The 25,859-nt window shown below is 38.5% G+C and carries 25 protein-coding genes and 1 pseudogene; 14 read left to right on the top strand and 12 right to left on the bottom strand.

Going from position 1 to position 25,859, the window contains the following annotated elements:
- The first annotated feature begins 69 nt into the window (after positions 1–69).
- From BN2458_RS04665 to BN2458_RS04710, 10 genes are all read left to right on the top strand, one after another.
- Complete coding sequence (locus BN2458_RS04665; protein WP_082628718.1) at positions 70–2,148, top strand: TonB-dependent receptor plug domain-containing protein; 2,079 nt, start codon at positions 70–72, stop codon at positions 2,146–2,148.
- Between the two features lie 125 nt (positions 2,149–2,273).
- Positions 2,274–4,322: a TonB-dependent receptor plug domain-containing protein gene (locus tag BN2458_RS04670; RefSeq protein ID WP_052082125.1), complete on the top strand. Its 2,049-nt coding sequence runs from the start codon at positions 2,274–2,276 to the stop codon at positions 4,320–4,322.
- A gap of 59 nt (positions 4,323–4,381) precedes the next feature.
- Positions 4,382–4,903, top strand: a complete 522-nt coding sequence (ppa, locus tag BN2458_RS04675; protein WP_034328182.1) for an inorganic diphosphatase — start codon at positions 4,382–4,384, stop codon at positions 4,901–4,903.
- Positions 4,904–4,946: 43 nt separating this feature from the next.
- Positions 4,947–6,371: an acetyl-CoA carboxylase subunit A gene (locus BN2458_RS04680; protein WP_034328184.1), complete on the top strand. Its 1,425-nt coding sequence runs from the start codon at positions 4,947–4,949 to the stop codon at positions 6,369–6,371.
- A 5-nt stretch (positions 6,372–6,376) separates the two neighbouring features.
- A complete protein-coding gene (locus tag BN2458_RS04685) occupies positions 6,377–7,795 on the top strand; it encodes a bifunctional ADP-dependent NAD(P)H-hydrate dehydratase/NAD(P)H-hydrate epimerase (protein ID WP_034328187.1) in 1,419 nt (472 codons plus the stop codon).
- Positions 7,796–7,804: 9 nt separating this feature from the next.
- Positions 7,805–8,584: a thiazole synthase gene (locus BN2458_RS04690; RefSeq protein WP_034328189.1), complete on the top strand. Its 780-nt coding sequence runs from the start codon at positions 7,805–7,807 to the stop codon at positions 8,582–8,584.
- A 102-nt stretch (positions 8,585–8,686) separates the two neighbouring features.
- Entirely contained in the window at positions 8,687–9,439 is a 753-nt protein-coding gene (cmoA, locus tag BN2458_RS04695) for a carboxy-S-adenosyl-L-methionine synthase CmoA (protein ID WP_034342940.1), read from the top strand.
- 172 nt (positions 9,440–9,611) lie between these two features.
- Complete coding sequence (locus BN2458_RS04700) at positions 9,612–10,253, top strand: leucine-rich repeat domain-containing protein (RefSeq protein ID WP_034343185.1); 642 nt, start codon at positions 9,612–9,614, stop codon at positions 10,251–10,253.
- A gap of 63 nt (positions 10,254–10,316) precedes the next feature.
- Positions 10,317–11,042: a hypothetical protein gene (locus tag BN2458_RS04705; RefSeq protein ID WP_034343182.1), complete on the top strand. Its 726-nt coding sequence runs from the start codon at positions 10,317–10,319 to the stop codon at positions 11,040–11,042.
- A gap of 3 nt (positions 11,043–11,045) precedes the next feature.
- Entirely contained in the window at positions 11,046–11,684 is a 639-nt protein-coding gene (locus BN2458_RS04710) for a M15 family metallopeptidase (RefSeq protein WP_052082149.1), read from the top strand.
- 11 nt (positions 11,685–11,695) lie between these two features.
- Here BN2458_RS04710 and BN2458_RS04715 read toward each other — a convergent pair.
- From BN2458_RS04715 to hisS, 12 genes and pseudogenes are all read right to left on the bottom strand, one after another.
- Positions 11,696–12,106: pseudogene (locus tag BN2458_RS04715) on the bottom strand (ABC transporter permease); the annotation flags it as partial.
- Positions 12,107–12,336: 230 nt separating this feature from the next.
- Entirely contained in the window at positions 12,337–13,059 is a 723-nt protein-coding gene (locus BN2458_RS04720; RefSeq protein ID WP_231944870.1) for an NlpC/P60 family protein, read from the bottom strand.
- An 82-nt stretch (positions 13,060–13,141) separates the two neighbouring features.
- The gene (locus tag BN2458_RS04725) at positions 13,142–13,837 is read right to left on the bottom strand and encodes a hypothetical protein (RefSeq protein WP_034327955.1); all 696 of its coding nucleotides are present in this window, start codon (positions 13,835–13,837) and stop codon (positions 13,142–13,144) included.
- Positions 13,838–13,902: 65 nt separating this feature from the next.
- Positions 13,903–15,441: a PhoH family protein gene (locus BN2458_RS04730; RefSeq protein ID WP_034327954.1), complete on the bottom strand. Its 1,539-nt coding sequence runs from the start codon at positions 15,439–15,441 to the stop codon at positions 13,903–13,905.
- Positions 15,442–15,942 (bottom strand): hypothetical protein, encoded by a 501-nt coding sequence (locus tag BN2458_RS04735; RefSeq protein ID WP_034327952.1) that lies wholly within the window; start codon positions 15,940–15,942, stop codon positions 15,442–15,444.
- A 55-nt stretch (positions 15,943–15,997) separates the two neighbouring features.
- Positions 15,998–16,951: a TerB family tellurite resistance protein gene (locus BN2458_RS04740; RefSeq protein ID WP_034343180.1), complete on the bottom strand. Its 954-nt coding sequence runs from the start codon at positions 16,949–16,951 to the stop codon at positions 15,998–16,000.
- A 58-nt stretch (positions 16,952–17,009) separates the two neighbouring features.
- On the bottom strand, positions 17,010–17,318 hold the full coding sequence (locus BN2458_RS04745) for a hypothetical protein (RefSeq protein ID WP_034327946.1): 309 nt from the start codon (positions 17,316–17,318) through the stop codon (positions 17,010–17,012).
- Positions 17,318–18,154: an HdrB C-terminal domain-containing protein gene (locus BN2458_RS04750; protein WP_034327944.1), complete on the bottom strand. Its 837-nt coding sequence runs from the start codon at positions 18,152–18,154 to the stop codon at positions 17,318–17,320. The genes BN2458_RS04745 and BN2458_RS04750 overlap by 1 nt, the downstream gene beginning before the upstream one ends.
- Before the next feature lie 3 nt (positions 18,155–18,157).
- Positions 18,158–18,832 (bottom strand): DUF5644 domain-containing protein, encoded by a 675-nt coding sequence (locus BN2458_RS04755; protein WP_034327940.1) that lies wholly within the window; start codon positions 18,830–18,832, stop codon positions 18,158–18,160.
- 88 nt (positions 18,833–18,920) lie between these two features.
- Positions 18,921–19,415, bottom strand: a complete 495-nt coding sequence (locus BN2458_RS04760; protein ID WP_034327937.1) for a hypothetical protein — start codon at positions 19,413–19,415, stop codon at positions 18,921–18,923.
- Positions 19,384–21,207, bottom strand: coding sequence for a M3 family oligoendopeptidase (locus BN2458_RS04765; RefSeq protein WP_173644095.1), 1,824 nt, complete (start codon positions 21,205–21,207; stop codon positions 19,384–19,386). Before BN2458_RS04765 ends, BN2458_RS04760 begins: the two co-directional genes overlap by 32 nt.
- A gap of 18 nt (positions 21,208–21,225) precedes the next feature.
- The gene (gene hisS, locus BN2458_RS04770) at positions 21,226–22,566 is read right to left on the bottom strand and encodes a histidine--tRNA ligase (RefSeq protein ID WP_173644096.1); all 1,341 of its coding nucleotides are present in this window, start codon (positions 22,564–22,566) and stop codon (positions 21,226–21,228) included.
- A gap of 222 nt (positions 22,567–22,788) precedes the next feature.
- Between hisS and BN2458_RS04775 the strand changes: the two genes are divergently transcribed.
- The 4 genes from BN2458_RS04775 to BN2458_RS04790 are packed head-to-tail and all read left to right on the top strand — an operon-like array spanning position 22,789 to position 25,858.
- Complete coding sequence (locus BN2458_RS04775; RefSeq protein ID WP_058122056.1) at positions 22,789–24,192, top strand: glycosyltransferase family 9 protein; 1,404 nt, start codon at positions 22,789–22,791, stop codon at positions 24,190–24,192.
- Entirely contained in the window at positions 24,182–24,856 is a 675-nt protein-coding gene (locus BN2458_RS04780) for a flavin reductase family protein (RefSeq protein ID WP_081951476.1), read from the top strand. The genes BN2458_RS04775 and BN2458_RS04780 overlap by 11 nt, the downstream gene beginning before the upstream one ends.
- Positions 24,849–25,547: a glycosyltransferase gene (locus BN2458_RS04785; protein ID WP_052082148.1), complete on the top strand. Its 699-nt coding sequence runs from the start codon at positions 24,849–24,851 to the stop codon at positions 25,545–25,547. The genes BN2458_RS04780 and BN2458_RS04785 overlap by 8 nt, the downstream gene beginning before the upstream one ends.
- Positions 25,544–25,858, top strand: coding sequence for a hypothetical protein (locus tag BN2458_RS04790; RefSeq protein WP_034343174.1), 315 nt, complete (start codon positions 25,544–25,546; stop codon positions 25,856–25,858). The genes BN2458_RS04785 and BN2458_RS04790 overlap by 4 nt, the downstream gene beginning before the upstream one ends.
- The last annotated feature ends 1 nt before the right edge of the window (position 25,859 follow it).

Genomic DNA, 25,859 nt, shown 5'->3' on the forward strand with positions numbered 1-25,859 from the left:
CACTACATTTTATAAAATGTGATAGACTCCACGCTTCATTTTGCATATTTTATTCTAAAGGTTTTGACAATGACACATATTCGCTCTGCTTCTGTGCCTTCAGTTTTTAGTATGGCTGCGTTTTCAGGCATTATAAGTGCGGCTTTTGTAAGCATAAGTTTTGCTGATGAAAACACCCAAAATATGACTTCTGTTAAACTTTCACCAATTACTTCTCTAGCTCACCCTATTAGTAATGCTAATGTTAGTGTTGTAGATGATACTTTTATCACAAATACCCAAGCAAAAGACTTGCGTGAGGTTTTCAATAAAAGCGCAGAAATTCAAGTTGGCGGTAGCTCACAAATCGCACAAAAGCTCTATATTCGTGGCTTTGAGGATAGAATGTTTCGTATTAGGATTGATGGCATTACGCAAGGGGGGAATCTCTTTCACCACCAAGGCAATCTCCTCTTTGACCCATTCCTTGTAAAAAATATTGAAATAGAAAAGGGTTTAGCAAATGTAGAATATGGCGCGGGAGCATTAGCCGGAGGGATAAATATTACAACAAAAAATGCCTTTGATTTACTTGGTGCAAATCGTAGCTACGGGGCACATTTTACATTCGGCGGGCAAAGCAATAGAGGCATTGGCACTTCACTTGCAACCTATGGTAAGATAAAAGAAAAACTCGGGCTAGTCGCAAGTTATAGTTTTGATGATGTGCCATATTATCGTGCAGGTAATGGTGATAAAGTCCCCTCTTCTCCTGCAAAAAACCATAATGCGCTTTTTAAGCTTACATTCTTGCCAAAGGAAAATCACTCATTTAATGTGAATTATCACTTTAATAATGTCGGCGCGGTTGCTCCCTATGGCGCAAATGTGATTCTATCCCCAAATCCACAGCTTTATGATAATACCCTCTTGTCTCACTCCACGAGCGCACAATATGATTACGCGCTTGGCGAGAATTTCCACGCGCATATCAATGCCTACTATGCAAATAAGAATCTCAAGCTTTTACCGCAAGGCGCGTTACAAGCGCAAGATTCACACGAAGGTGCTATGGATTTAAATCTTGTGAATCTCGGCTCTGATGTGATTTTGAGGAATTATTTTGGCGGGGCAAAGCATTCTATAAAATATGGATTCAATTATCAGCTGATACTCACAAAGGCAAAGGATTTAGATGACCACGCACTACTTAGTAATAACACAGGGCACGAAAAAGGTGCGATTTATGGGGGCTTTATCGGTGCGAATTTTAATCTGCTAGAATCTTTAAACTTAGAGTTAGGTTCGCGCTATGATAGCTTTATATATGAAGATAAAGTTGGCAAAACGCACAATACACAAGGATTCAGTCCCTATGCCACGCTCTTTTTTGCACCCACAAATGAGTTGAGCTTCAAACTCACACAAAACTACAATACGCGCGGGGCTACGCCTATGGACGCTTCGCTGCTTGGGAATCCACATATCATTATTAAGCCTCTTAAGGCGGAGGGAATGCACAATACGGAATTTGATATAGACTATGACAATAGCCTTTTTAGCGCGCATATCGGGCTTTATCATCAGTATCTTAAAAATTTCATCAATAGCTATGCAAACGAAGGTAATCACACAGGTAGCGGGCATTCGCACGATGATAGCTTCCGTCAAAATATGGACTCACATATACGCGTTTTGGGTTATGAAGCAAATGTTGGGCTAGACTTTGACTTTTTAGATGTGCATTTAGGTATCGCGCAAAACTTCCCCACATACAATGGCAAAACAATTACCGATACCTTTGAGCTTATGGCAGTGAGCGGGAGAAGCTATTATTTCAGTGCGGGATTGCGCCCCTTTAAGAGTGTGCCACAATTTCATATCTTATGGCTTAGTCGCTTTGGCGAAGGTATAAACTATCAGGGCTATAATATGTATTATAATGGGATAGATTCAGTGAGTAAAAAGGGCTATGACACGCATAATATCTATCTTAGCTATAATGTGGGAACGCATTTAAGTCTGCGTTTGGCATTCTTAAATATTACAAATAAAACCTATGTGAATCCTTATAGTCCGCTCAAAGAGCTTTTTTCAAATGGTAATGGCAACACACCACTTTACGAATCCGGATTTAATACAAAGGCACAAATCGCACTTTCGTTTTAATCATCCTAATAAGACTATTCTACCAAGCCTTGCGTATTTAAACTTATTATAAGATAAGTATCGTTATCATTATGTGAATAAAGGATTATATTTATCCACATAACCTGATACAAAAGGCTTATATGATGAAAAGTATCTCACATACGATTCTAATCCCCACTCTCACAAGTATGACTTTCATAAATATGACATTAGCAGATGAGGACAATAGCTCAAAATCTATCAATCTCTCGCCTTTGGTTACCACAGCCCAAGCAGTCAGCCACACAAATGTAAGCGTCATTGATAGCGAGTTTATTACCAACACTCAAGCGAGAGATTTGCGCGAGGTTTTCAATAAAAGTGCAGAAATTCAAGTTGGCGGTAGCTCACAAATCGCACAAAAGCTCTATATTCGCGGCTTTGAAGATAGAATGTTTCGTGTGAGACTTGATGGTATTACACAAAGTGGGAATCTACTCCATCATCAAGGCAACCTCCTCTTTGACCCACTCCTTGTAAAAAATATTGAAATAGAAAAGGGTTTAGCAAATGTAGAATATGGCGCAGGTGCATTAGCCGGAGGGATAAATATCACTACAAAAAATGCCTTTGACTTGCTCGGTGCAAATCGCAACTATGGGGCACATTTTAATATTGGAGGACAAACAAATAAAGGTGTGGATACTTCACTTGTAACCTATGGCAAGATAAAAGAGAATCTTGGGCTAGTGGCAAGTTATAATTTTGATGATGTGCCCTATTATCGTGCAGGTGATGGAAATAAAGTCTCATCATCTCCTGCAAAGGCACACAACGCACTTTTTAAGCTCACTTTTTTGCCAAAGGAAAATCACTCATTTAATGTGAATTATCACTTTAATAATGTCAATTCTGTATCGCCCTATGCCGCAAATATCCTCACACTCGGTGCTTCACCCCAACTCTATGCAAGCAAGCTTTTCGCCCATTCTGTAAGCACGCAATATGATTATTTGCTTGATAAATCTTTTCATCTGCAATGGAATGCTTATTATTCACGTAAAAATCTCTTGCTTTCTCCCACAGGGATACGCACAAATGTTGATTACGAAGACCCAAGAGACTTGCTTTTATCAAATCTAGGCAGTGATGTTATTTTGAGGCATTATTTTGGTGAGAGGAGGCATTCCCTCAAATATGGGCTAAACTATCAGCTTATAAGCACAGAAGAGCGCAATATCACTCCTGAAAATCTCAAAAATAACAATCGGGCAAATGAAAAGACTGTAATTTATGGGGGCTTTATCGGTGCGAATTTTAATCTTTTAGAATCTTTGAGCCTAGAGCTTGGCTCACGTTATGATAGCTTTATACATACAGACAAAGTGGGTAAAACACACAATACACAAGGATTCAGTCCTTATATCTCACTGCTTTATATGCCTATAAATGAATTAAGCTTTAAGCTCACACAAAACTATAACACGCGAGGAGTTATGCCTATGGACGCCTCAATTCTTGCTGACCCTAGTGTCATCATTAAACCTCTCAAGGCAGAGGGAATGCACAATACAGAATTTGATATAGACTATGACAATAGCCTTTTTAGCGCACATATTGCGCTTTATCATCAATATCTTAAAAACTTTATTAATACTTATGTCAATAATGCAAGTAATACCGCCATTCACGGAGACGAGGGATTCTCGCGTCAAAATATGAATAGCCCTATACAGATTCTAGGCTATGAAGCAAATGTTGGGCTAGACTTTGACTTTTTAGATGTGCATTTAGGTATCGCGCAAAACTTCCCCACATACAATGGCAAAACAATTACCGATACCTTTGAGCTTATGGCAGTGAGCGGGAGAAGCTATTATTTCAGTGCGGGATTGCGCCCCTTTAGCTCTCTACCACATTTTAAGATTCTATGGCTTAGTCGCTTTGGCGAAGGTATAAATTATCGGGGCTATAATATGTATCGTGGGGAGTTAGCCTCTATCAACAAAAAGAGCTACGATGTGCATAATATCTACCTTACTTATGATGTCAAGTCGCATTTAAGTCTGCGCTTAGCATTCTTAAATATTACAAACAAAACCTATGCTAATCCCTACACTCCGCTTAATGAGCTTTATTCAATGGATTCAGGTAATACACCTCTTTATGAGCCGGGCTTTAGCACAAAAGCACAAATTGCACTTTCATTTTAAGTAAATCACAAATCTTTTGGTATAATCGCTACTTTGACTACATAATTAAAGGAGTGATTATGAATCTAAGTAAAGTATCAGTGGGTGAAAATCCAAATAAAGTCAATGTCATCATTGAAATCCCTTATGGTTCAAATATCAAATACGAAGTTGATAAAGATAGCGGTTTAGTTGTCGTAGATAGAGTGATGTATGGTGCGATGTTTTATCCTGCTAATTATGGTTTTGTCCCCAATACACTCGCAGATGATGGCGACCCTGTTGATGTTCTTGTGCTTAATCCCTACCCGCTTCAAGCCGGAAGTATGATTGCTGTGCGCCTCATCGGTGTGCTTATTATGGAAGATGAAAGCGGAATGGACGAAAAACTCCTATCCGTGCCTGTTTCAAAGATTGATCCTAGTTTTGATAAGATTCAGTCTTATGTTGATTTACCGCGTATCACTCTTGATAGAATCAAAAATTTCTTTGAAACCTACAAAACCCTAGAGCCAAACAAATGGGTGAAAGTCAAGGATTTTAAAGATAAAAATGTCGCTCAAGAGATTTTAGACAAATCAATCAAGGCATACAAGGGCTAGAATCTTGCTTGATTCTAGCAATATTTTTCTTTAAGGAGGCGTTATGTTTCAAAAGATTCTCATTGCTAATCGTGGCGAAATAGCTGTGCGTATTATCCGCGCTTGTAGGGATTTAAACATTAAAAGTGTTGCTATATATGCGAGGGCGGATAGAGATTGTTTGCACGTGAAAATGGCTGATGAAAACTATGAGATTAGCGATGACCCGCTCAAAGGCTATCTTGACGCGGATTTGATAGTCGAAGCCGCTTTGCGCTGTGAAGCTGATGCAATTCACCCCGGCTATGGATTTTTAAGCGAGAATGCCGCCTTTGCCAAAAAGGTGCAGGAAGCAGGGATTACTTGGATTGGTCCAGATTCACTCACCATTGCTAAAATGGGCGATAAAAATGCTGCAAGAGAGATTATGCAAAAAAATGGTATCCCTATTGTGCCGGGCACCGAGCCGCTGAATAAATGCTCTATGCGCGAAATAGCCAAACTCGCACAAAAAATCGGCTACCCTGTGATACTCAAGGCAAGTAGCGGTGGCGGTGGTCGTGGCATACGCGTGGTAGAAAAAGAAGAGCATTTAATGGAATCTTTTGAAGCTTGCAAACGCGAGGCTATGGCATTTTTCAAAAATGATGATGTTTTTATGGAAAAATATATTGTGAATCCGCGCCACATTGAGTTTCAAATCCTCGCTGATAATTATGGTAATGTGATACACTTGCTGGAGCGCGATTGTAGTATTCAACGCCGACATCAAAAGTTGATTGAAATCGCCCCTAGCCCATTTATTAGCGATGATTTACGCCGTAGAATGGGTGCGGCGGCAGTGGCAGCAGCGAAAGCGGCGCATTACACAAATGCTGGAACGGTGGAATTTTTGCTCGATGAAAACAATGTTTTTTATTTTATGGAGATGAATACGCGCATACAAGTTGAGCACGGCGTTACAGAGGAGATTACAGGTTATGATTTGATAGGAAGACAGATTCGTATCGCCCAAGGAGAGATTTTAGACCTCACACAGCACGATATACGCGCTCAAGGCTTTGCGATAGAGGCGAGAATCAATGCCGAAGATGTGGCAAATGACTTTGTGCCAAATCCGGGTAAAATCACCACTTACTATCCTGCCCTAGGACCTTTTGTGCGTGTGGATAGCTGTATTTATAAAGATTATGTTATTCCACCCTTTTATGATTCTATGGTAGCAAAGCTCATTGTGAAAGCTTCAAGCTATAATCTTGCAGTAAATAAACTCTCGCGAGCTTTGAATGAATTTACCATTAAAGGCGTGAAAACAACAATTCCCTTTCTCATTAATATTTGTAATGATAAAGACTTTAGGCGAGGATATTTTGATACTTCTTATATTGAAAGTAAAATTAAAGAGCTTATGCCCGAACCAGATGCGAAGCCTGAAGATGATGTAGTAAGTGTCATTGTCGCTGCTCTAAGTGCGCGATATGGGGCATAAAAGCAATGAAAAACATTTATCAAAACACGAGTTTTTTAGATAAGCGCGCGTGTGAAAAATACCACCTTACCAGCGAGATTCTTATGGAAAATGCTGCCTGCGCTTTAGAATCTCTCATTGTTTCTTTAACGCATAAGGGAAGCGTGATTACGATTTTATGCGGTGGTGGTGATAATGGCGGCGATGGTTATGCATTAGCTAGGCGTTTAAGCGGGGATTATCAAGTAAGAATCTATCAAGTAAAAGAGCCAAAGTCCCCTCTTTGCGTGCAAAACTATGAGCGAGCTACCCAATGTGAGATTAAGTTTATCAAAAAGATTTTGCCCTGTGATGTGGTGGTGGATTGTGTCGTGGGGAGTGGATTAAAAGGCACGCTAGATTCTGAAATTTGCGATGTTTTAACCACAGCACAAAAATGTGCGCGTATCAACATTGCATGTGATGTCCCAAGTGGGCTAAGTGAGCAAAATGATGGCTTTGTATTTAAGACTCATCACACGCTTTGTATGGGCGCGATTAGCCTTGCGTGTTTAAGCGATAGAGCAAAGGACATTGTAGGGGAGCTACATATCGGTAAGCTCGGGCTAAGTGCTAACCATTATCAAATTAGCTCAAATATCAAATTATTAGAAACAAGCGACCTCGCTTTGCCTCTGCGTAGGGAGAATAATACGCATAAGGGCAATTATGGATTTTTGGCAGTTTTTAGTGGGGAAAAAGTAGGCGCAAGTATCCTTAGCGCACAGAGTGCTTTAAGCTTTGGCGTGGGACTTGTGAGTCTCATTACAGATGAGGAGAGATTCATACCTCCAGAAATTATGCAAGAGCAGAATCTGCCTACAAAGGCAAGTGCTATCGCGTTGGGTATGGGGTTAGGTATAGATAAAAGTGCAAAGATTTTAGAAAATTTATGTGAAAGCCCCCTACCCTGCGTGATTGACGCGGATTGCTTTCATACACCAATGATTAAAACTTTTTTAGATAAAAGCCTCAAGCAGCGGACATTGGATTTTACGCGAGAGATTGTGCTTACCCCTCACCCCAAAGAGTTTGCTTCGTTGCTTCAAATATGCGATTTGGGTGAGTATAACCCGCAAAAAAAAGTGGATTTTATGTTAAATTTCACGCAAAAATATCCGCATACCACACTTTTACTTAAAGGGGCAAATGTCTTTATCGCGCAGGGACAGGAGCTTTATATCAATCCTCTTGGGACAAGTGCGCTTGCAAAAGGTGGAAGTGGCGATGTGTTAAGTGGTATTATAGGCTCACTCCTTGCACAGGGGCAAAATGGATTAAACAGCGCAATACAAGGCTCACTCGCGCATAGCCTAAGTGCAAAAGTGGCTTTAAAGCATAATGCCTCATACGCGCTCACCCCGCAGATTCTCATAGAATCTTTAAGACTTCTACACACTTTATAAAGGATTTTTATGGATACATTGCATATAGGTTCACATCAATTTACCTCTCGTCTCATCGTGGGCAGTGGGAAATATAAGGACTTCGCCACGACTAAAGAGGCGACTTTGGCAAGTGGTGCAGAGATGATTACCGTGGCGGTGCGGCGGGTAAATATAATGGATAACAAAAGTGAGAATCTACTCGAGACTTTTAAGGATACACAGATTCAATTCTTGCCAAACTCCGCTGGGTGCGTCAATGCTAAGGAAGCCATTACACTTTTTCGCTTGGTGCGTGAGGCGACAGGCATTAGCTTTATCAAGCTTGAAATCATCGGCGACACGCAAAAGACGCTCTACCCTGATGTGATAGAAACGCTCCAAGCCACCGAGATTCTTGCTAATGAGGGCTTTTGCGTGTTGGCTTATACAAATGATGATCCTATTATGGCAAAGAGGCTAGAAAATGCCGGAGCAAGTGCGGTTATGCCCCTTGCTGCGCCTATTGGCAGTGGGCTTGGGATTCAAAATCGCTACAATATAGGATTCATCAAAGAGGCGATTAAAGTGCCTGTGATTGTTGATGCGGGGGTAGGCTGTGCGAGTGATGCAAGTATCGCTATGGAGCTAGGAGCTGATGCGGTGCTTACAAATACCGCAATCGCTCAAGCACAGAATCCTATTCTTATGGCGGAGGCGATGAAATACGCAGTGAAAGCTGGAAGAGCAAGTTATCTCGCAGGACGCATACCTCGCAAAGCCTATGCAAGTGCAAGTTCTCCGCTTGAGGGAATGGCGCAACTTAGCTAGATTCTAAAATTGAGTTAAAAAGCACCAAAGCGGTGCAAAAAAGCTATAAGTGATATGACAAACAGCACGATAAAAACAAGAACATACAAAAAAGAAGCGTATATGAAAGATGAGATTTTTACACAAGAGCCAAATAAGCAATTTGAGTTTGATGAGCAAGTGGCGAGTGTTTTTGATGATATGCTTGAGCGTTCAATCCCGCATTACAAGGAAGTGTTAGGGCTTATCGTGGATTTTTGCGCTATGAATATGGCAGAATGTGAAACAAGACGCATTTATGATTTGGGTAGCTCCACAGGTAGCACGCTTCTAGCCCTGCACCAGACGCTTAATGCGCAGGATTCTAGCATTCATAGCCAACAAGTGCTAGAATCAAATTGGCAGCTCATCGGCATTGATAATTCTCGTGCAATGGTGGAAAAAGCAAGGCTTAAAGCCCAAGCTTATGGGGTGGAGATTAGCTTTGAGTGTGCGGATTTACTTGAGTATCAATTTGAATCTTGCGCGGCGGTGCTTGCCAATTATATTTTGCAATTTATCCGCCCAATACAACGTCAAAGCCTCCTTCAAAGGATTTATGATTCTTTGGATAAGGGCGGAGTTTTGATTGTGAGTGAGAAAATGAGCTCTCCGCATAGAATCCTTGATAAGCAGATGATTGAACGTTATTTACGCTATAAGCGTGAGCAGGGCTATACGCAAGGCGAGATTAGTAAAAAACGCGAAGCATTAGAGAATGTGCTCATTCCCTTTAGCCTTGAGGAAAATCTCACGCTTTTACGTAATGTGGGCTTTGAATACGTGGAGGTGCTGTTTAAATGGGTGAATTTTGGCACTTTGATTGCTAAAAAGTAATAAATATTTATATTTTATATGTATTTATTTTATGCAAACTAAAATTATAAAAGAAAAATAATGTAATTTATTGTAACTTATTTTAAAATTTTACTAAAAACTCTAAAAATTATTATTCAAAAAAAAAAAAAAATGCGTGATATGATAATAGTAAAAACAAAAAGGAGAAACAATGAAACAAGAAGATAATGTTTCAAAACTTACCCCACAGGAACTTGAAGAGTTAAGTAATTGGCTATGGAATAATTGCGATGATTGCGGACTAATGCTTGAAGATATGACAGATTCTTTACGATATTGCGATGAAAATCCTGCAGATTTAGACCCTAGCGAACTTGAAGATTGGCTTTTGGAAACAAGACTATTTGCACTTGATGACAATTGCCCTAAGGGAATAAAAGATTTACCAAAAACATTAGGTGCATTAAAGGGCTTACAAGCCATTGTAGCACAGAGACAATCCATTCAAAGCATTCCTAAAGAAATATGTGAAATCAAGGGTTTAGAAGTTTTGGATTTATTTGATAATGAACTCACACAAATCCCACAAGAAATTGGCAAACTAGAATCTTTAAGAGAACTTTACTTAGGTGAAAATAACATTACATCTTTGCCAGAGAGTATAAAAAATCTACAATCTTTAGAAATTTTATGTTTGAATGACAATCCCATAAAAGCTTTACCAGAGTGGCTAAGCGAGTGTAAGAATCTAAAATGTATCGAAGTAGATGATGATGTGGAGATTCCCTCCTGTATTGATAGCACCCTTATCAATGCCGATTATGAAGGCTATAGCAGCTATGATTATAGATAATCCTCTGCTATAATGGTGTTAATTCATCATAACCAAGCACGATAAGAGGCTTTAGGAGGAGAAGTGGCAAAGATTGATAAGAGTATAAGCAAAGAATTAGAATCTTATTTTAAAGCATTAGCCAAAGCAAAGGGATTTAAAACTTACTCAAATTGGATTTTGTATAAACGCAATGGAGATGATTTTATTAGTGTGCATTATGAGTTATTACATAGGCGTCCAGATACATATCATACAGGCATTTGGAGTGTAGAGATTAAAGGCTATGAGATGGATAGACTCTATTGGGAAATTACAGAAGCAGAAGAATGCTTAACTTACAAAAGTGATGCTTTGAGGGCAAATGGTTCTTTTGTTGTGTCAAGCGAAAATATAGGAGCAGAAAAAAGCTTTTATGTAATCCCTTGTAAAAAGCCCTTTGATGAAGCCCAAATAACAACTATCAAAGAAAAACTCCCCTTAATGCTAGAGTATATCCAATCTTGTATTGATACCTTTTATGCAACATATCGCAATTTTGATGAATATGTGCAGCATCTCCAAGACCAAAATGAGAAAAACTTACGATATAAAGTATTTTCTCTACTTGCTAAAGGAGATATTTTGAGTGTGCTTAATATTGCGCAAGAACAAGCAGCCATTGAGAAGCAAGAGTTAGGTAAAAATGAAATAGGCTTTTGGGGAATGTTGCTGAATTTTTTACATAAAAATGGAGAAAAAACGAACCTAAGCTTAGCAGAGAGATTCAAAATGCGTTTTAAAAATTTGACATATGTTGAAAGAATGTAAAGAATGAAACTTGCCTTGCTTTTAATTATAATTATATGTAGCTTTGCGCAAGGCAAAGATTCTCTAATTGAAGATAAAATGCGTAATATTGGGCTTTTTGCACTTGAAGAAATAGATAAAGATACTTTTATCACGCGCCTTGTTTATGATAGTAAAGAAAACTTTATGAAAACAAATATCTATACACCTTTTTCTTTACACAAATGCTATCTCCATAAAGATATGAAAGAGCATATGCAAAAACTTGCCAAGATTCTAAGGCGTAAAAATTTAAAGCTTATTGTGTATGATTGTTTCCGTCCGCAAGCCGCACAAGAGCTTGCTTGGAGCATTGTGCCTGATACGCGCTATGTCGCTCACCCAAAGAAAGGCTCAAATCACTCAAGGGGGATTGCCATTGATGTGGGCTTAGCTCAAGGAAATGGAGAAGCTTTAAGTATGCCAAGCGCATTTGATGAATTTAGCCCTAAAGCGTGGCGTGATTATATGTGTCCGCAATCCCAAACACAAAATTGCACTCATCGTAACAAACTCCAAGAGATAATGAGCCAAGCTGGATTAAAGAGTATAAAAACAGAATGGTGGCACTTTGAGCTTCCTATAAGTAATAAACACGACTATCCTATTCTTTCTCTCCCATAGAATCTACTCAACTATTCGTGGCGCAGCGCATCAATAGGATTAAGCTTTGAAGCTCTCCTTGCGGGAAGATAACCAAAGAGAACACCAATAAAAGCCGAAAATAAAAAGGCAATGATAGCCGTTGGAATATCAAAAATAAAAGGAATTTCCATATAATAACTTAGGCTCAATGAAGCAAAAAATGCCCAAATAATTCCAATTATTCCTCCAAGTGAGCTTAAGGTAATAGATTCTATTAAAAACTGCATAAGCACTTCACTCTGCAATGCACCAATAGCCATACGCGTTCCAATTTCTTTGGTGCGCTCTGTTACGGAAACGAGCATTATATTCATAATACCAATTCCCCCTACAACTAAGCTTACTCCCGCAATTAAACCTAAAAATGCGGTAAGTCTCTTTGTGGCAGAAGTAAGCGTCTCATTAGAATCAATATTATCTTTCACACGCAGCAAATGGCTTTAGCAGCGTAGAAATGCTGTTTAAATGGGTGAATTTTGTTTGCAAAGAAGTAGTATTACAAAGAGTTTAAAAATTATATAATCCCTGTTTGGTAAATTTTAGAATCTTTAACTTATTTTTATAAGGGAGGAAATACTTACAAGTGTGGGTTTTGACAATACTTTTAATGCAGCTTACGCGGCTTAGCGCATTATTTTATATAGCTTCTAGCACCCTTATATGCCTTATTCCAATAATTTGAATCTAATCGTGCTTTACTGACAACCTTACCCCTGCTGGGCGCGTGGATAAATTCGTTATCACCTATATATATACCTACGTGATTAACTCTTTTGCCCCTATTTGTGATAAAAAACACCAAATCACCCCTTTGTAGCTTGGCTTTTTGTATCAAATCTCCGCTGTGATATTGCTCATAAGAGGAGCGAGGTAACACTATACCATTGAGTTTATAAACTGCGCTTGTTAACCCACTGCAGTCAAATCCAGCCTCCGAAGTCCCACCCCATTTATAAGGCACACCTAAATATTGATGTGCGCTCTCCACGATATCTTCACGCACACCTTTGCTTTTTTGTGTCTTTGATTTGGATTTTTTGTTGATAGCGTATTTTTGCGGAGAAACAATAAAAAAATCCCCTATTAAGCCACTTTTGTGGTATTTTTGCGCATTCTCCCTAGCAATCTCTATGCTTTGGTAATTGCCAAAGCGCACTTTATATAAGCCATTCTCTTTAAATAAAAACGCATCAAGTCCCTTGTCATTGAGTGAATCCACATAATTTCCTGCATTTTCCACATTATTAAAGCTCCCTACCTGCACACTATAAGAAAGTGCTTTTGGCTCACCTAAAGACGCACAAGAGGCAAAAAATAAAGCGAATAATACATAAATGAAAGCTTTTTTCATCATTTTAATCCTTTCTTTTTCTAAACATAGTACATTGTTGTGTTTTCTTGTCTCGCAAAATTTTAACACTTTTTCTTTTTGCTTTCTAAAACAATTCTGGGCTTAAGAATCTTAGCCCCAAAGATACCCAGCTCTGCCCTCCTTTAAAGGCATTACCATAAGTGCCATCGAGCTGAATCCTATCCTGTAAGAGCCAGATTCTAAGCCCAATTTGAAATTTCAAATCATCTGTGCGCTCATAGAGACCTTCGCCTAAAACCCATAACCTTTGGGATACCTGCTGCTCTAATCCTAAGCCGATATGATAAATATGCGGCTCATTTTCGTTGCGCTTCAATCGGTAGCCAAAGTTTGAATGTAAAAGCAGAGTGTTATCCAAAAATGCTGCGCTCACAGGTAAATAGATATAATGGTCGTTGCGATATTTAGAATACAAAAAATTATAGGTATTGCCTATTACCACGCCGTAGGCATATCCTTTTTCTTCTAAATCGTTAAAAATCTTTTTTGCGCCCATTACAAGCTGCTGTGTTCTAAATCTCTCCTCTATACCATTTATGGGGGCATTACTTATCATTACGCCCATACTAATTTCAAGATTCCAAAACATATTGCAGCCCGGTACTGCCCAATACTCGCCTATTGTGCCATCATATAACCCCCAAGTTTCCAGCTGACAGGAGCGTTTATCCACCACGCGTGCATCATCGGTAATCATAGGGCGCGCTGCATAAACCACACCTAAACTCCATAGCAACACAACACAGATTCTAAAAAACATCTTGCCCCCTCAAAAGGTTGTGAGATTTTATAGAATCTTATAGCTAAAAGTTTTAAACACTCCCATTAAAAATTCTCTCCAAACCAACTTGCCACATCACTGCGTATAGTTTGTCGCAACTGAATTCCAGCAATAAAATCATCTTTGAGCGCCTTACTTAAAAGACTTAAAGCACCATTGCGAAATTTGCTTAAATAAGGGTGATCAATCTGCGCCCAATCTCCTAAAAACACTATCTTGCTTCCCTCGCCTATGCGTGTGCCAATAAGCTTAATTGTCGCATTTGAGGCATTTTGCACTTCATCAAAAATTACAAATTTATTGCCAATACTAATACCGCGCGCGTGAGCTATATCTACTACTTCAATCTTATGCTTTTGCAAAAAGTATTCTGTCGCATCTTGCTTTTGCACACCATTGACCTCGCCGCGATACTCAATACGTTTTGCCAAAGACTGCTCTTGTAGTTTATCGATGGTGAAATTAATCGCACCATAAAGTGGATACATAAAATAACCGAGTTTTTGCCCCTCATCACCCTTGCGATAGCCAAGCTCTGCTTCTTTATCATTTGCAGTAATAGTGTTACGCATATATACTATACCATCGACCACGCCATTTTTTACTAATGTAATTCCAGCTTGAAGCGCAATAAGCGTTTTTCCACTTCCTGTTGAACCTGTGGCAATTGTAAGGTTATTTTGTGGGTATGTAAGCAGGGCATAGAGCATTTTTTGCTCGAGATTTATAGGCATAATATAGGGCTGATGAAGTTTTAGAATCTCATCAAGTTTTAGCTCTATAAACTCCTGTCCCACTTTCAAGCCAAAAGTTTTTTTGCCTGTTTTATACAGCGCACTATCGGTATTATCAAGTTCATCGACTTGTATCAAGCTCCATTGTGTGAGATTCATAAAGTCTTCAAGTTCTTTGAGTTTTGTTGATGGCTCGTCCTTGTGTATTTCAAAATATGCCCAAAAGTCAATATCGTTTGGATTTTCAACCTTGTCGCGAAAGAGTGATTGTGCGCTTATACCCTGCGTCTGCGCGCGCACCTTAAGCGAAATATCATTGGTAAGAAGTGTGAGACGATAATCCTTAGCAATTTCAATCAGTTTAGAATCATTATAACTATGTTCTTGTGGCTTTATCTTGTATGTGGAGCGATAAATCAAAGTGAGCGGGATACTCATATCGCCAAGGCGAAAATATATAGTCTGCATATAATCCTGTGCAGTATTGCCTTGCACGCCATTATGATTTGGATTTGCAGATCCTATGTTATTTGCTCTTATGTGTGGAGTTGCAGTAGATTTTGCAACATAAGAGTGTGTAAGGTGTGATTGTGGATTCTGTGAAATTGTAATGTCTGCGCTGTGATTTAAAATCTCCTGCGACGTCTCATCGCTATCGCTATTAATACAACGAAAAAATTCACGCGCGAAGAAGCCTGTTTCATTTTGCAAATCTTTCTTTTTATCAAGCTCCTCTATCACTACCTCCGCAATAAAAAGCGCATTTTGTGAATCCTGCCACAAATAAACGATGTTTTGCGTATCATCAAGGATAATGGAAGTATCGAGTAAATAACTTTTTCCGCTCAATCAACTCTCCCTTAAAACGCCTCCATTAACGCTATCCACAAAATCCATAGTCTTAACAACCGAATCTATAAGTCCTTTCATCTCTTTGCTGTGATTGTCATTACTTGCAATTTTTGCAAATTCATCGAAATCGAGTTTTGGTGCGTGATTTTTTAAATAATCCATAGCCACCTGTTCATTAGAGTTGATTAACCCCTGCTCTCTAAGTATGGAAGATAACCTATCAAAAGAACCTTTACTGCTAAAACCTCCCTCGAGCTCTCCACCGATTTCACGCGCCTTTTGCAGCTCCTGTGATGGAGAGAATCTATCTTCAATGCGCCTTGTGATGTCTGCGCTTTGGAGTGATTGCACACTTCTATCGGTATTGTTTATAGAATCCACACCATTTGGCTTTTGCTCACTTTCTTTGCTATTAACATTTTGAGGCTGATTTTGAACATTATAAATGTTTGCAAGCATTCCTTGTACACCGCTATGATTAACTTTTGTAATATCCATTGCCTACCTCCCTTTCTAAATATTTTTAATAGCTTATTTCAAGCAAACATCATTCCTAAAAGTCCCAGCTAGAGCGTGGCTTGTCTGTTGTGCTTTTTTCATCTTTTTGCGAATCTTGTAAAACTTGTGAATTTTGCAGATTCTCTAAATCCTGTGAATCCCCTTGCGTCTCTTGCGAACTTCGCCTATCTTGTGCCAAAGGCTTAAGAAGTGTGTAGGCTTCATCAATCTCCTTAATGCGCGAAAGCGAGGTATCACGGAAAGTCTTATTAATGTTTTTACTATCAAAGATATTTTGCTTAGCATTTTTGATTAAATCGTGATATTTTTGCTCTAAATCCCGCTTGTTTAAATCTTTTGAATCCTGAAGAACAAATATTGCCGTAGCCTCTTTCTCACTCATAGTTTTTGCTTGTGCATAAATTTGTTTAAAAGACTCATATAGCGCGTTAAAATCATCATTTGCTAGCTCAAAAAACGCCGCAATATCGATAATACAATCTTCTTCATCTTCGCTCAAAACGCCATCGGCATAAGCAAGGGCAAACAAAAATTCCACTACTTTAAGACGTTTTTTATACTCGCCCTTTGTGAGTGCTACATATTCCTCACATAACTCATCAATTAACTCATCAATCTGGATTGTAGTGTCGTGATTTTTTTGCTCCATCACTATTTTGCTTAATTCTTCTTTACTTAACTTTGGATTTTTAGATTCTGATGCCATATCTGTAAGTATTCCATCAAGCAATTCTTTTTTGAGCGGACACGTTTTCATCTTACTCCACACGATAAAATTACCTAAAATAGCTGCCAACACAGAAAATTCGTTTGATTTTGCCTTCTCCACAACACTCACTTGCTCGTAAGCATTTTGAAAATTTATGTTTGTATCCTCAAGCTGCTTTGGGTAAGACTGCTGATTAATGGGGTTTTTAAGATAATCTTGCAATGTATTGTAAAGAAAATACACTACCACTCCAGCAATAAGTAAAAGTAAAATTTCCATTACATAATATCCTTTAATGTGTAGTTTTATGTGATTGTAGCAAAAATCACTTTGTGAATCAACGCTTATTTATGCGCTTTTCAAAATCTTTCTTGAGACGCTCTTCTTGCTCTCTAGTGCTTTGTTTTAGTCGTTTTAATTCTTCCATACGTTCATTTTCAAGCGCAATTTTGCGTTCCCTACTATCGCGAATTTTCTGCATAAATTCCTCACGTTTTTTTGGATCTTGGTAGCGAATAGGCTTCATAAAAAGCATTCCCAAAATGATGAGGAAAAACACCAATGCCATTGCCGCATCTTCACCACCAAAATGATACCAAGTCGCACCAATGACTGCCGCAAAAAGAAATTTCCAAAAAAGTTGCATTAAAACATCTCCACCTTTTGCTTATGGTATGTGAATCCAAGAGTATTTCTATCCTCCTGTCCTAAAGCGAGTAACAATATTTGAGGTAATAACAGCACAGGAATAGCAATATTATCGCGATTACAAGCCTTGCAAATCTTAGCACGATTAGAATCTAGCATAGCAAACTGACTAAGTGAGTATGAAAGTATGAAATCCACGCCTAAATCTGCTAAATCAAAAAATAATCGCGCACTATTTGCATATGCAACCTGTGGATTCACTTGCAGTAAGTGTGCGTAATATTGATTAGCAAGCGGTGTCTCGAGCACCTTTAAGCCAACTTGGTTGTAAATTCTATGATTTGTGCTTTTTGGCACATAGGCTTGATACCCACCACGCACGATTGCAGTGAGAAATTGTGTGAATCTTTTTTGGATTAATGGGCTAATATCAATGCTATTAAGCAAATCGGGTAAGTAACACATTTGCACCTTGCTATCGTAAAGGAGATTAAATTGATGTAAATATTGCGTTTCTATCTCACGCATAATATGACTATGGGATTCTATAAAACTCTTTGCATAAAAGGCATTTGCATATGCGTCTTCCTCGACAAAAACAAGTGTAGCATCTGCAGCATTTGCAAGAGCGAGATTGTAAGCGACATTGCGCAATAAATCGTTTTTTTGTGCTAATCTAGCCCAATACCCACCGCAATCAAACAAACCTTGTGCTTGTAACGAAGCAGGAGAAATCACCTCTAAATTCAGTGCAGCAAACAAAGCTTTTGTAGTAGAGAGCAATCCTTGCGGATTTAGCGCACTATCGTATTTATCGTAGATGATATATTTCATAGTTTATCCTTTTCGTCCGCACTTCAAAGTCGTTAGAGCTTTTATCTGCTTACTCTCATAAGAAAATACAATATCCCTCATCAATTCCCATATCTCCTCATCAAGCGTATTTGCGCGTGGATAAACCATATCTGCGAGGCTCACAAAATATAAGATTCCGCCATTTTTATCTAAAAGCCATTTTGTAAAAAACTGCATTTTGTGTGGGTGACGCGAGATAAGCCACTTGAGATAAAGAAAAAACCCATCACCTAAATAATCCTCATTCTCCATAGATGTGATAAGATTCAATATTAAGTATTTGCCTAGTTCCTTTTTTTCCACTTCACTTATAAAATCAGCCTCTGTAAAAAATGTATCATACTTACGCCACAAAGCATCTTTATTAAGGAGCAAATCTTTGTTAGCATAATATATACTCAATGGCTCGATTTGCCATTCTGTGCCAAATCTCTGCACTAATTCTGTAATGCTCATATCCTCGAAAATTACTATATGATTAATACGCAATGCTAAATATGTCTTGTCATAACCATAATCGCCTATTTCATCGTGCAAAAAAGTAAGCAAATGAGAAAGTTTATGTTGAGAACTAAAGGTAAAAACAAGCTTTGTATAATAAGGCAGATAATCCACACCCGCTTGGAATCTAAAGACTTCAAGATTCACTTTATCCATAAAGACTCCTTAATGAAGCAAACTTCTTAATATTTTCATCATAAAAGGCAGATTCTAGCATATTTCACTTATGCCCTCCCTTAAAAGGTTAATTATTTTTTAAAAATTTACTATTCTCTGGATTTGAAGTAAAGGCAAGACGTGAATGCTCCAAGCCCTCTTCCTGCACAGAAGCTATCTCATTGAGCTCTTCAGCTGAAATATCATAAAAAAATGGGTGGCTTACATTTGTAAAAAGCGAAATATCACGCAACAAATCACTATCGTGCAAATAAATAAGCACAACACCTTCATAGGCGATATGCACCAAAGACACCATATTCTCACTGCCAAATCCAGCTTCAAAATCTATGCCATCTTTTTGCAACACAATGCTTTCAAAGCTATATCCGGTAAGCACAAAAGTCGCCACATCGCCAAAAGTGCTACTAATGTGTTCGGGTAGCACAGGGTCAAAATGCGTGTGTTTCATATCACACATTATGTTAAAGCCAACGCCTTTTTCAAGCAAAAATGTCAATATATCTTTCAAATGAGCGAGTATGAGTGTTTTAAACGCAGGTGAAAACAGAATCTTTTGCATTTATAAGCTCCTTAAATTCTGTAAGCATTTTCTGCACCTCATTCATTCCAATTAACCAAAATTTATCGCTCTCTAGATTCAAACCAAAAGTGCTAATCAAATCTTTAGGGCTTTTGCTCCCGCCGAGCGAGAGGAATTGTATATACTTTTGTATGAATTTCGCCTTGCCTTGTGTTGTTTTTTGGGATTTATACAAACCAAAGAGTGCCAAAACAAGCAACTGCCCATAGCTATATGCATAGCAATAAAATGGCGAGTGTATGAAATGCGGGATATAGCACCACCAGCCCTCATAATTCTTGCTTAAACTCACGCTTTTACCAAACATACGCTCGTTTTCTTCTTTCCATATTTCATCAAACTGCTCAGGCTTTAACTCATCGCTTTGCGCGTGAATTCTGCGCTCAAAATGTGTCATCACAACCTGTCTAAAGAGTGTGGAGAAAATATCCTCTAGCTTCCCTGCATAGAGCGGGATTAGCTCCTCTCTACTCAAGGTTGCCTTGAGAGTATCAAAAAGGAGCATTTCTGCAAACACAGAGGCTGTTTCAGCTGTGGTAAGTGGTGTATCCATATTAAGATAACCCTGTGTTTTAGAAAGCTCTTGATGAATCATATGCCCAAATTCATGAGCAATTGTGAAAGCATCTCGGCGAGATTCTGTATAGTTTAGCAACACATAAGGGTGCGCACTCGGCACACTGCCGTGACTAAATGCCCCGCCTCGCTTATGTGGTGCAGGATGAGAATCTACCCAACCTTTTCTTAAGGCTTTCATTGCAATACTTTTAAATTCCCCACTAAATTGCCCAAAGGATTTTAGCACGAGGTTAATCGCCTCATTATAAGAGAGATTATGCGCTTTGCTTTCAATAGGTGCGTATCTATCATAGTCTTTTAACTCTTTTATACCAAGCAGTTTTGCTTTTATCTCATAGTATTCACTTACAAGCGGATAATGGGTGCTTGTTACTTCGATGAGTTTATCCACACTTTTTTGTGTTGCGGCATTTGAGATGTGGCGGAAAGATTCTGGTAATTTATACCCGCGTAGCTGTGTGCTAATATGCAAATCCTTTCGAACCATATTAAGAATATAAGCTAAAAGATGTCGAGATTTATAAAGCTTTTTTGTAAAGATTTTTTGCGCTTCTTTACGCACTTCGCGTTTATGATGATGAAGCAAACTTAGAATCTCCTCCTCATTGAGCTTTGATTTATGTCCTTTTTGTGATTTTTTTGCCTCTTTAAAATGCGTTTTAGAATCCTTACTCTTTGGTACTTTGAAGCTAAGATTTGCTAAATGCTCATCAAATAGGCGCGAAAACGCATTTACACCCACCGGAGAAGTGCTCAAAAGCACTTTTTCCTCTGCTAGAGAGAGCTGATACTTATCTTGCTCAATAAGCTTTTGTAAAAAATATTCATATTGAGGTGCGTGAGCGATAATCTCATCGCGCTTTTGACTGGGAAGATTGCAAAATTCTAGCTCAAAAAACAACACGAGATTCTGCATCTGTGTAGTTTGCATTTCATATTTTGCATACATATCACCTTGCGTGGTATCCTTTGCAAAGCGCAAAAACACATAAGTCATAATGCGCGAAAATCCCTCCAATACCGCTTCATACTCCTTTAATACCTCGCAAAAGAAATCCGACCTAATGGTATTTAGCTTTTGCTCATAAGCCTTTGCAAACTGCTTAGTTCTGCGTGTGTGTGCGCTCATAAATCGCTCCAAATGCTCCTCGTTCCTAAAAAGTGCGTTAAGTTGCCATTGCGAAGATTCCACTCTCATTGTTGCTCCTTTTTAAATTGTCCTATCCTCTTTCTCTTCTTGTATAAGCGTGAGGGCTTTAAGAAAACTGATATTATTCATCTGCATACTTGAAGCCATATTTTTGAGAGTAAGTGTTTTTGAGCTAAACTCACTCTCACCTATTACGATTACAAACTCGTATCCCTTTGTATTAGCATAACCAAACTGCTTTTTGAGCTTATTGATCTCTGGATAAACTTCAATAGGCACTTTTGAGCGGCGGAAAGTCTCGGCAAGTAAATGTGCATAGCCAAAATAAGACCTATCCATACATACAATAAGTGCGCATGCAGAAGTCGCATTCATATGCAAAAGCCCCAATTCTTCCAGCGCAGCCAAAAGTCTATCTAGCCCAATACTCGCGCCCACACCGCTCATTCTCTCCTTAGAAAAAGTGCGAGTGAGATTGTCATATCGCCCTCCGGAGCAGACACTTCCTATACTTTTTAGTGCATTTAGAGTCGTCTCATACACAATTCCTGTGTAGTACCCAAGTCCTCTAGCGATTGAAAAGTTAATGCGATAAGTATCTCTATCCATTTGTAATGGCGCGAGCACCTCATATAAGGCTTTTAAATCATCAATACCCCTTTTAATAGATTCATTAAACTCACTCATAAATGCAATTTGCTTAAAAAAGTTCTCACTATCGCCCTGTTGCTTGATTGAAGTATATTCTAGCAGTTGTTCAACCTGTTTGCCACTTAATGATAATTCCTTCTGTAGTTCGGCAGCCACGCCATCCTTGCCAATCTTATCAAACTTATCGATAATCCTTAGCGCACTATTTATATCTTTATCATTTACAATACCGCAATATTCACAGATTCCATCGAGGATTCCGCGATGATTAAGCCAAATGGTAAATTCATCTATACCAAGCTGGTTGAGTGAAGCATAAATCACTTGCAAAATCTCTGCATCACACGAGGTACTATCACTTCCTATAAAGTCAAAATCACATTGTGTAAATTCCCTATATCGCCCTCTTTGTGCCCGTTCTCCGCGAAACACGCTCCCTATAGCAAAACGTTTAAAGGGCAAATTCACTTCATTTTTGTATTGCGAAATAAATCGCGCTAAAGGCACGGTCAAATCAAATCTTAACGCCACATCGCGCCCCCCGTGGTCCGTAAAACGATATAATTCTTTTTGAATCTCATCACTTCCTTGTTTCACAAGCACATCAGCATATTCTAAATGCGGTGTTTCAATAGGCACAAAACCAAACTTCATAAATACATCACTTAATTGATTGAGTAAAAGTGCCTTTGCTAGGGCTTCCTTAGGTAGTCTATCTTTAAATCCGCTCAATGTGCGAGGGGTAACCAACGCCATTTTGCATTCCTCCTTAAACTTTTTACAATATTTCAACATATTAAAAAGCACTCATTTTATCTTAAAAATCTTTTATTTTAGCTACATTGAACGCTATTTTGGTAAAATTTCCACACTTCATAGCAGATTTTTAGCTTTTTAACTTTACAATAACACTCAAAACATCATCATAAATTTAAGATTCTTAAAAAATAACAAAAATTTTGTGGAGCAAAAATGTCTTTAGCGCAAGATACTATCCCTACTCATTCTGTCAAAAGCATACTTCTGCGTTTGCCAAATTGGTTAGGTGATAGTGTAATGGTCTCTCCTGCATTTGAATGGCTTAAACAAAGCTTTAAAAATGCAGATTTTACGCTTGTAGGCACAAAGGCAAGTTGTGGAATCTATGAGCGAGATTCGCGCGTAAAGCATATTTTTATTGATGAAAGCAAAAGTGCGAAATGTAGAATCTATGCTATCAAAAAACTTGCTAAAAATGTAGGTATACACGATATTTCAATTACATTTGCAAATACCTTTTTTTCCGCACTCTTCTTATTTTTTAGTAAAAGCAAGGTGCGTATAGGCTATGCTAAAAACGCTAGAAGTTTTCTCTTAACCCACGCCCTGCCCTTACACCACATCAAAGGCACACATCAGGTGCATTTATACCTCAAACTCATCGCGCCTTTAGAATCTGTGCAACAACAAGCTTACAAGGCTTATCAAGATATGCTTGATAGTGAAAACGAAGCGGAATTTTTGCCCCAAGATAGTGTGCAGCTACACCAATGGTTGGAGCGCATAGAGCAGCTGCTCCTTGACTACAAATCTGCCCCCTCATTGCCATTTAGGCTAGATTTGCTCCCTATTCTCGCTAAAAAGCCACTTAGCCTTATCTCATATCCTTTGAATCTCGCCACGCAAAACACACAAGATTCACAAAATATCGCCATAGGTATAAATCCCGGAGCAGCTTTTGGCAGTGCAAAATGTTGGGAAAAGTCCTATTTTGTGGAGATTATTAAACATTTTCTCACACTCTCTTATGATGTGTATCTTTTTGGCTCAAGCGATACCAAAGGCACGAACGCGCAAATTGCGGATTCTATCGCTTCTCATTCCAATGCACGATTTTTTCACAACCTCACAGACAAGACAAATCTCAATCAGCTTATTGATTATATTAACGCAATGAATGTCTTTATCACCAACGACAGCGGTCCTATGCACATTGCCGCCGCACTCAAAGTGCCTATGGTAGCGATTTTTGGTCCTACAAATATCAAAGAAACCGCACCATATAAGCCCACATCGCTAAAAAAATTACCTTTTTTACTCCACACAAATGATGATTCTATAGATTCTCAATTTATAGAATCTAGCGCACAGGATAAAGACAGGGCAACTATCACTGCACAGGATTCACAGCAGGTTTCACAAGATTCACACCACGCGCAAAACCCTTATGAATCTTGTATTTTACTCTGCAAATATGTGCCTTGCTCACCTTGCAAGAAGCGTGAATGCCCCTTGAAACATCATAATTGTATGAAGCTTATCACACCGCAAGAAGTTATCACTTATACAATGAATCTGCTAAAAAACAATGAAAAAAGGCTAAGCAATGATACTTGAGACACAAACTTCAACACCCTTACAAAACTACAAGATTCTAAGCAATACCATTACGCCTCGCCCTATCGCGTGGGTTAGCACGAGCTTTCCAAATGGCACGATAAATCTCGCTCCATTTAGTTTTTTTGCGCCTTTGAGTGTGAATCCACCTATTTTTGCGATTTGTATGATGCAAAAGAGTGATGGCACCCACAAAGATAGCTATAAAAACATACTTGATACGCGCAAAGCCACAATCAGTATGTGTGAATCTACCCACCTAAACGCCCTACATAGCACGAGTGCGGAGCTAGGCTATAATATGAGTGAGGCGGTGGAGTTTGATATAGAGCTTGAAGTGCTAAAATCTGGCTTTCCTCCTGTGCCAAAGGGTGTGAAAGTCGCCTTTATGTGTAATTTATATGATGTGCTGGAGCTTGGGGAGAATAAAAGTGTGCTTTTAAAGGTGGATTCATTTTATATTGCTGATGAAATTTATCAACAGGATTTAAAATTTTTGCCTCATTTTATCGGGCGCGTAGGACGTATATACAAGCTTCCGGGCGCAGAACTCATTCCCACAGAGCATACACCCAAAGACACAAATGCCCTAGCGACTTATGCGCAAAATCAACATTTGCAGACACAGCCTATACAGGTAGAGCAAGGGAGAGATGATGAGTAAAAATACACCTCTTTTTTCTATTATTGTGCCCATTTATAATGTGCAATCCTATCTTAAAGAATGCCTAGATTCGCTCTTAGAACAAAGTTATAAAGATTTTGAAATTATACTCATTAATGATGGCAGCACTGATAAAAGCGGAGAAATAGCACAAACTTACGCAGAATCACATTCATTTATTACTCTTGTTCATCAAAATAACGCTGGACAAAGCATTGCGCGGAATGAAGGTTTAAAAAAAGCCAAAGGTCAATACATTGTCTTTGTGGATTCTGATGATAGAATAGATTCTAAAGCTTTAGAATATTACGCCCAGTGTTTTAAGAATGACCCTACATTAGATATTATCTATACAGAGTTTAATCTTATTAGCGATGAGGGACATTCACTTGGTTATCAAAAATTTTGGTTTAATATGAGCACTTTAGCAGGGCAAACAAAAAGTGGCGATGAACTTTTACAAACGCTTTATGAACAAAAGGCTGTGCTTTTTACCTATACTTGGCAAGGAGCAATTGCAAAAAATCTTTTGCAGCAGTATGCAATAAAATTTTGTGAGGATATCTTTCATCAAGATATACTTTTTGGATTAAAATGCTTTAGCTACGCTAAAAAGGTATTTTTAAGCCCAAAACGATTTTATGACTACCGACAATCTTTGCTTTCAACTACAAGAGGGGGGGGGATATGAATAAATTTCTCAAAAGTGCCAAAAGTTATGCCATTACTGCTCATAAAATTGTTACTTTTAGTGAAAATGTTAAAAAATATGTGAGCAATGAAACCTATGCTTTTTATTACCGTTGTATTCGCACCTTGCTTAAACGCATAATGCGCATTTTAAATAACCTACCTTGGAGTGATGAAAAAGCTGATATTATTCAAAGCATTAAACCCCTTTATACCTATGCACCTTATCGCACAAAATTTTCAATGAATTTTCCACACTTTAGTGCCTTTGCTACAAAAGCACTCTCTTATCTTAAATTTAAAAAGGACTAAT

Origin of the sequence: Helicobacter typhlonius (genome assembly GCF_001460635.1) — a bacterium.
Lineage (GTDB): Bacteria > Campylobacterota > Campylobacteria > Campylobacterales > Helicobacteraceae > Helicobacter_C > Helicobacter_C typhlonius.

Bases quoted from the DNA above. Each gene is read 5' to 3' on its own strand.
- BN2458_RS04665 (WP_082628718.1), top strand. From the start codon at position 70: ATGACACATATTCGCTCTGCTTCTGTGCCTTCAGTTTTTAGTATGGCT.
- BN2458_RS04670 (WP_052082125.1), top strand. From the start codon at position 2,274: ATGAAAAGTATCTCACATACGATTCTAATCCCCACTCTCACAAGTATG.
- ppa (WP_034328182.1), top strand. From the start codon at position 4,382: ATGAATCTAAGTAAAGTATCAGTGGGTGAAAATCCAAATAAAGTCAAT.
- BN2458_RS04680 (WP_034328184.1), top strand. From the start codon at position 4,947: ATGTTTCAAAAGATTCTCATTGCTAATCGTGGCGAAATAGCTGTGCGT.
- BN2458_RS04685 (WP_034328187.1), top strand. From the start codon at position 6,377: ATGAAAAACATTTATCAAAACACGAGTTTTTTAGATAAGCGCGCGTGT.
- BN2458_RS04690 (WP_034328189.1), top strand. From the start codon at position 7,805: ATGGATACATTGCATATAGGTTCACATCAATTTACCTCTCGTCTCATC.
- cmoA (WP_034342940.1), top strand. From the start codon at position 8,687: ATGAAAGATGAGATTTTTACACAAGAGCCAAATAAGCAATTTGAGTTT.
- BN2458_RS04700 (WP_034343185.1), top strand. From the start codon at position 9,612: ATGAAACAAGAAGATAATGTTTCAAAACTTACCCCACAGGAACTTGAA.
- BN2458_RS04710 (WP_052082149.1), top strand. From the start codon at position 11,046: ATGAAACTTGCCTTGCTTTTAATTATAATTATATGTAGCTTTGCGCAA.
- BN2458_RS04720 (WP_231944870.1), bottom strand. From the start codon at position 13,059: ATGATGAAAAAAGCTTTCATTTATGTATTATTCGCTTTATTTTTTGCC.
- BN2458_RS04725 (WP_034327955.1), bottom strand. From the start codon at position 13,837: ATGTTTTTTAGAATCTGTGTTGTGTTGCTATGGAGTTTAGGTGTGGTT.
- BN2458_RS04735 (WP_034327952.1), bottom strand. From the start codon at position 15,942: ATGGATATTACAAAAGTTAATCATAGCGGTGTACAAGGAATGCTTGCA.
- BN2458_RS04740 (WP_034343180.1), bottom strand. From the start codon at position 16,951: ATGGAAATTTTACTTTTACTTATTGCTGGAGTGGTAGTGTATTTTCTT.
- BN2458_RS04745 (WP_034327946.1), bottom strand. From the start codon at position 17,318: ATGCAACTTTTTTGGAAATTTCTTTTTGCGGCAGTCATTGGTGCGACT.
- BN2458_RS04750 (WP_034327944.1), bottom strand. From the start codon at position 18,154: ATGAAATATATCATCTACGATAAATACGATAGTGCGCTAAATCCGCAA.
- BN2458_RS04755 (WP_034327940.1), bottom strand. From the start codon at position 18,832: ATGGATAAAGTGAATCTTGAAGTCTTTAGATTCCAAGCGGGTGTGGAT.
- BN2458_RS04760 (WP_034327937.1), bottom strand. From the start codon at position 19,415: ATGCAAAAGATTCTGTTTTCACCTGCGTTTAAAACACTCATACTCGCT.
- BN2458_RS04775 (WP_058122056.1), top strand. From the start codon at position 22,789: ATGTCTTTAGCGCAAGATACTATCCCTACTCATTCTGTCAAAAGCATA.
- BN2458_RS04780 (WP_081951476.1), top strand. From the start codon at position 24,182: ATGATACTTGAGACACAAACTTCAACACCCTTACAAAACTACAAGATT.
- BN2458_RS04785 (WP_052082148.1), top strand. From the start codon at position 24,849: ATGAGTAAAAATACACCTCTTTTTTCTATTATTGTGCCCATTTATAAT.
- BN2458_RS04790 (WP_034343174.1), top strand. From the start codon at position 25,544: ATGAATAAATTTCTCAAAAGTGCCAAAAGTTATGCCATTACTGCTCAT.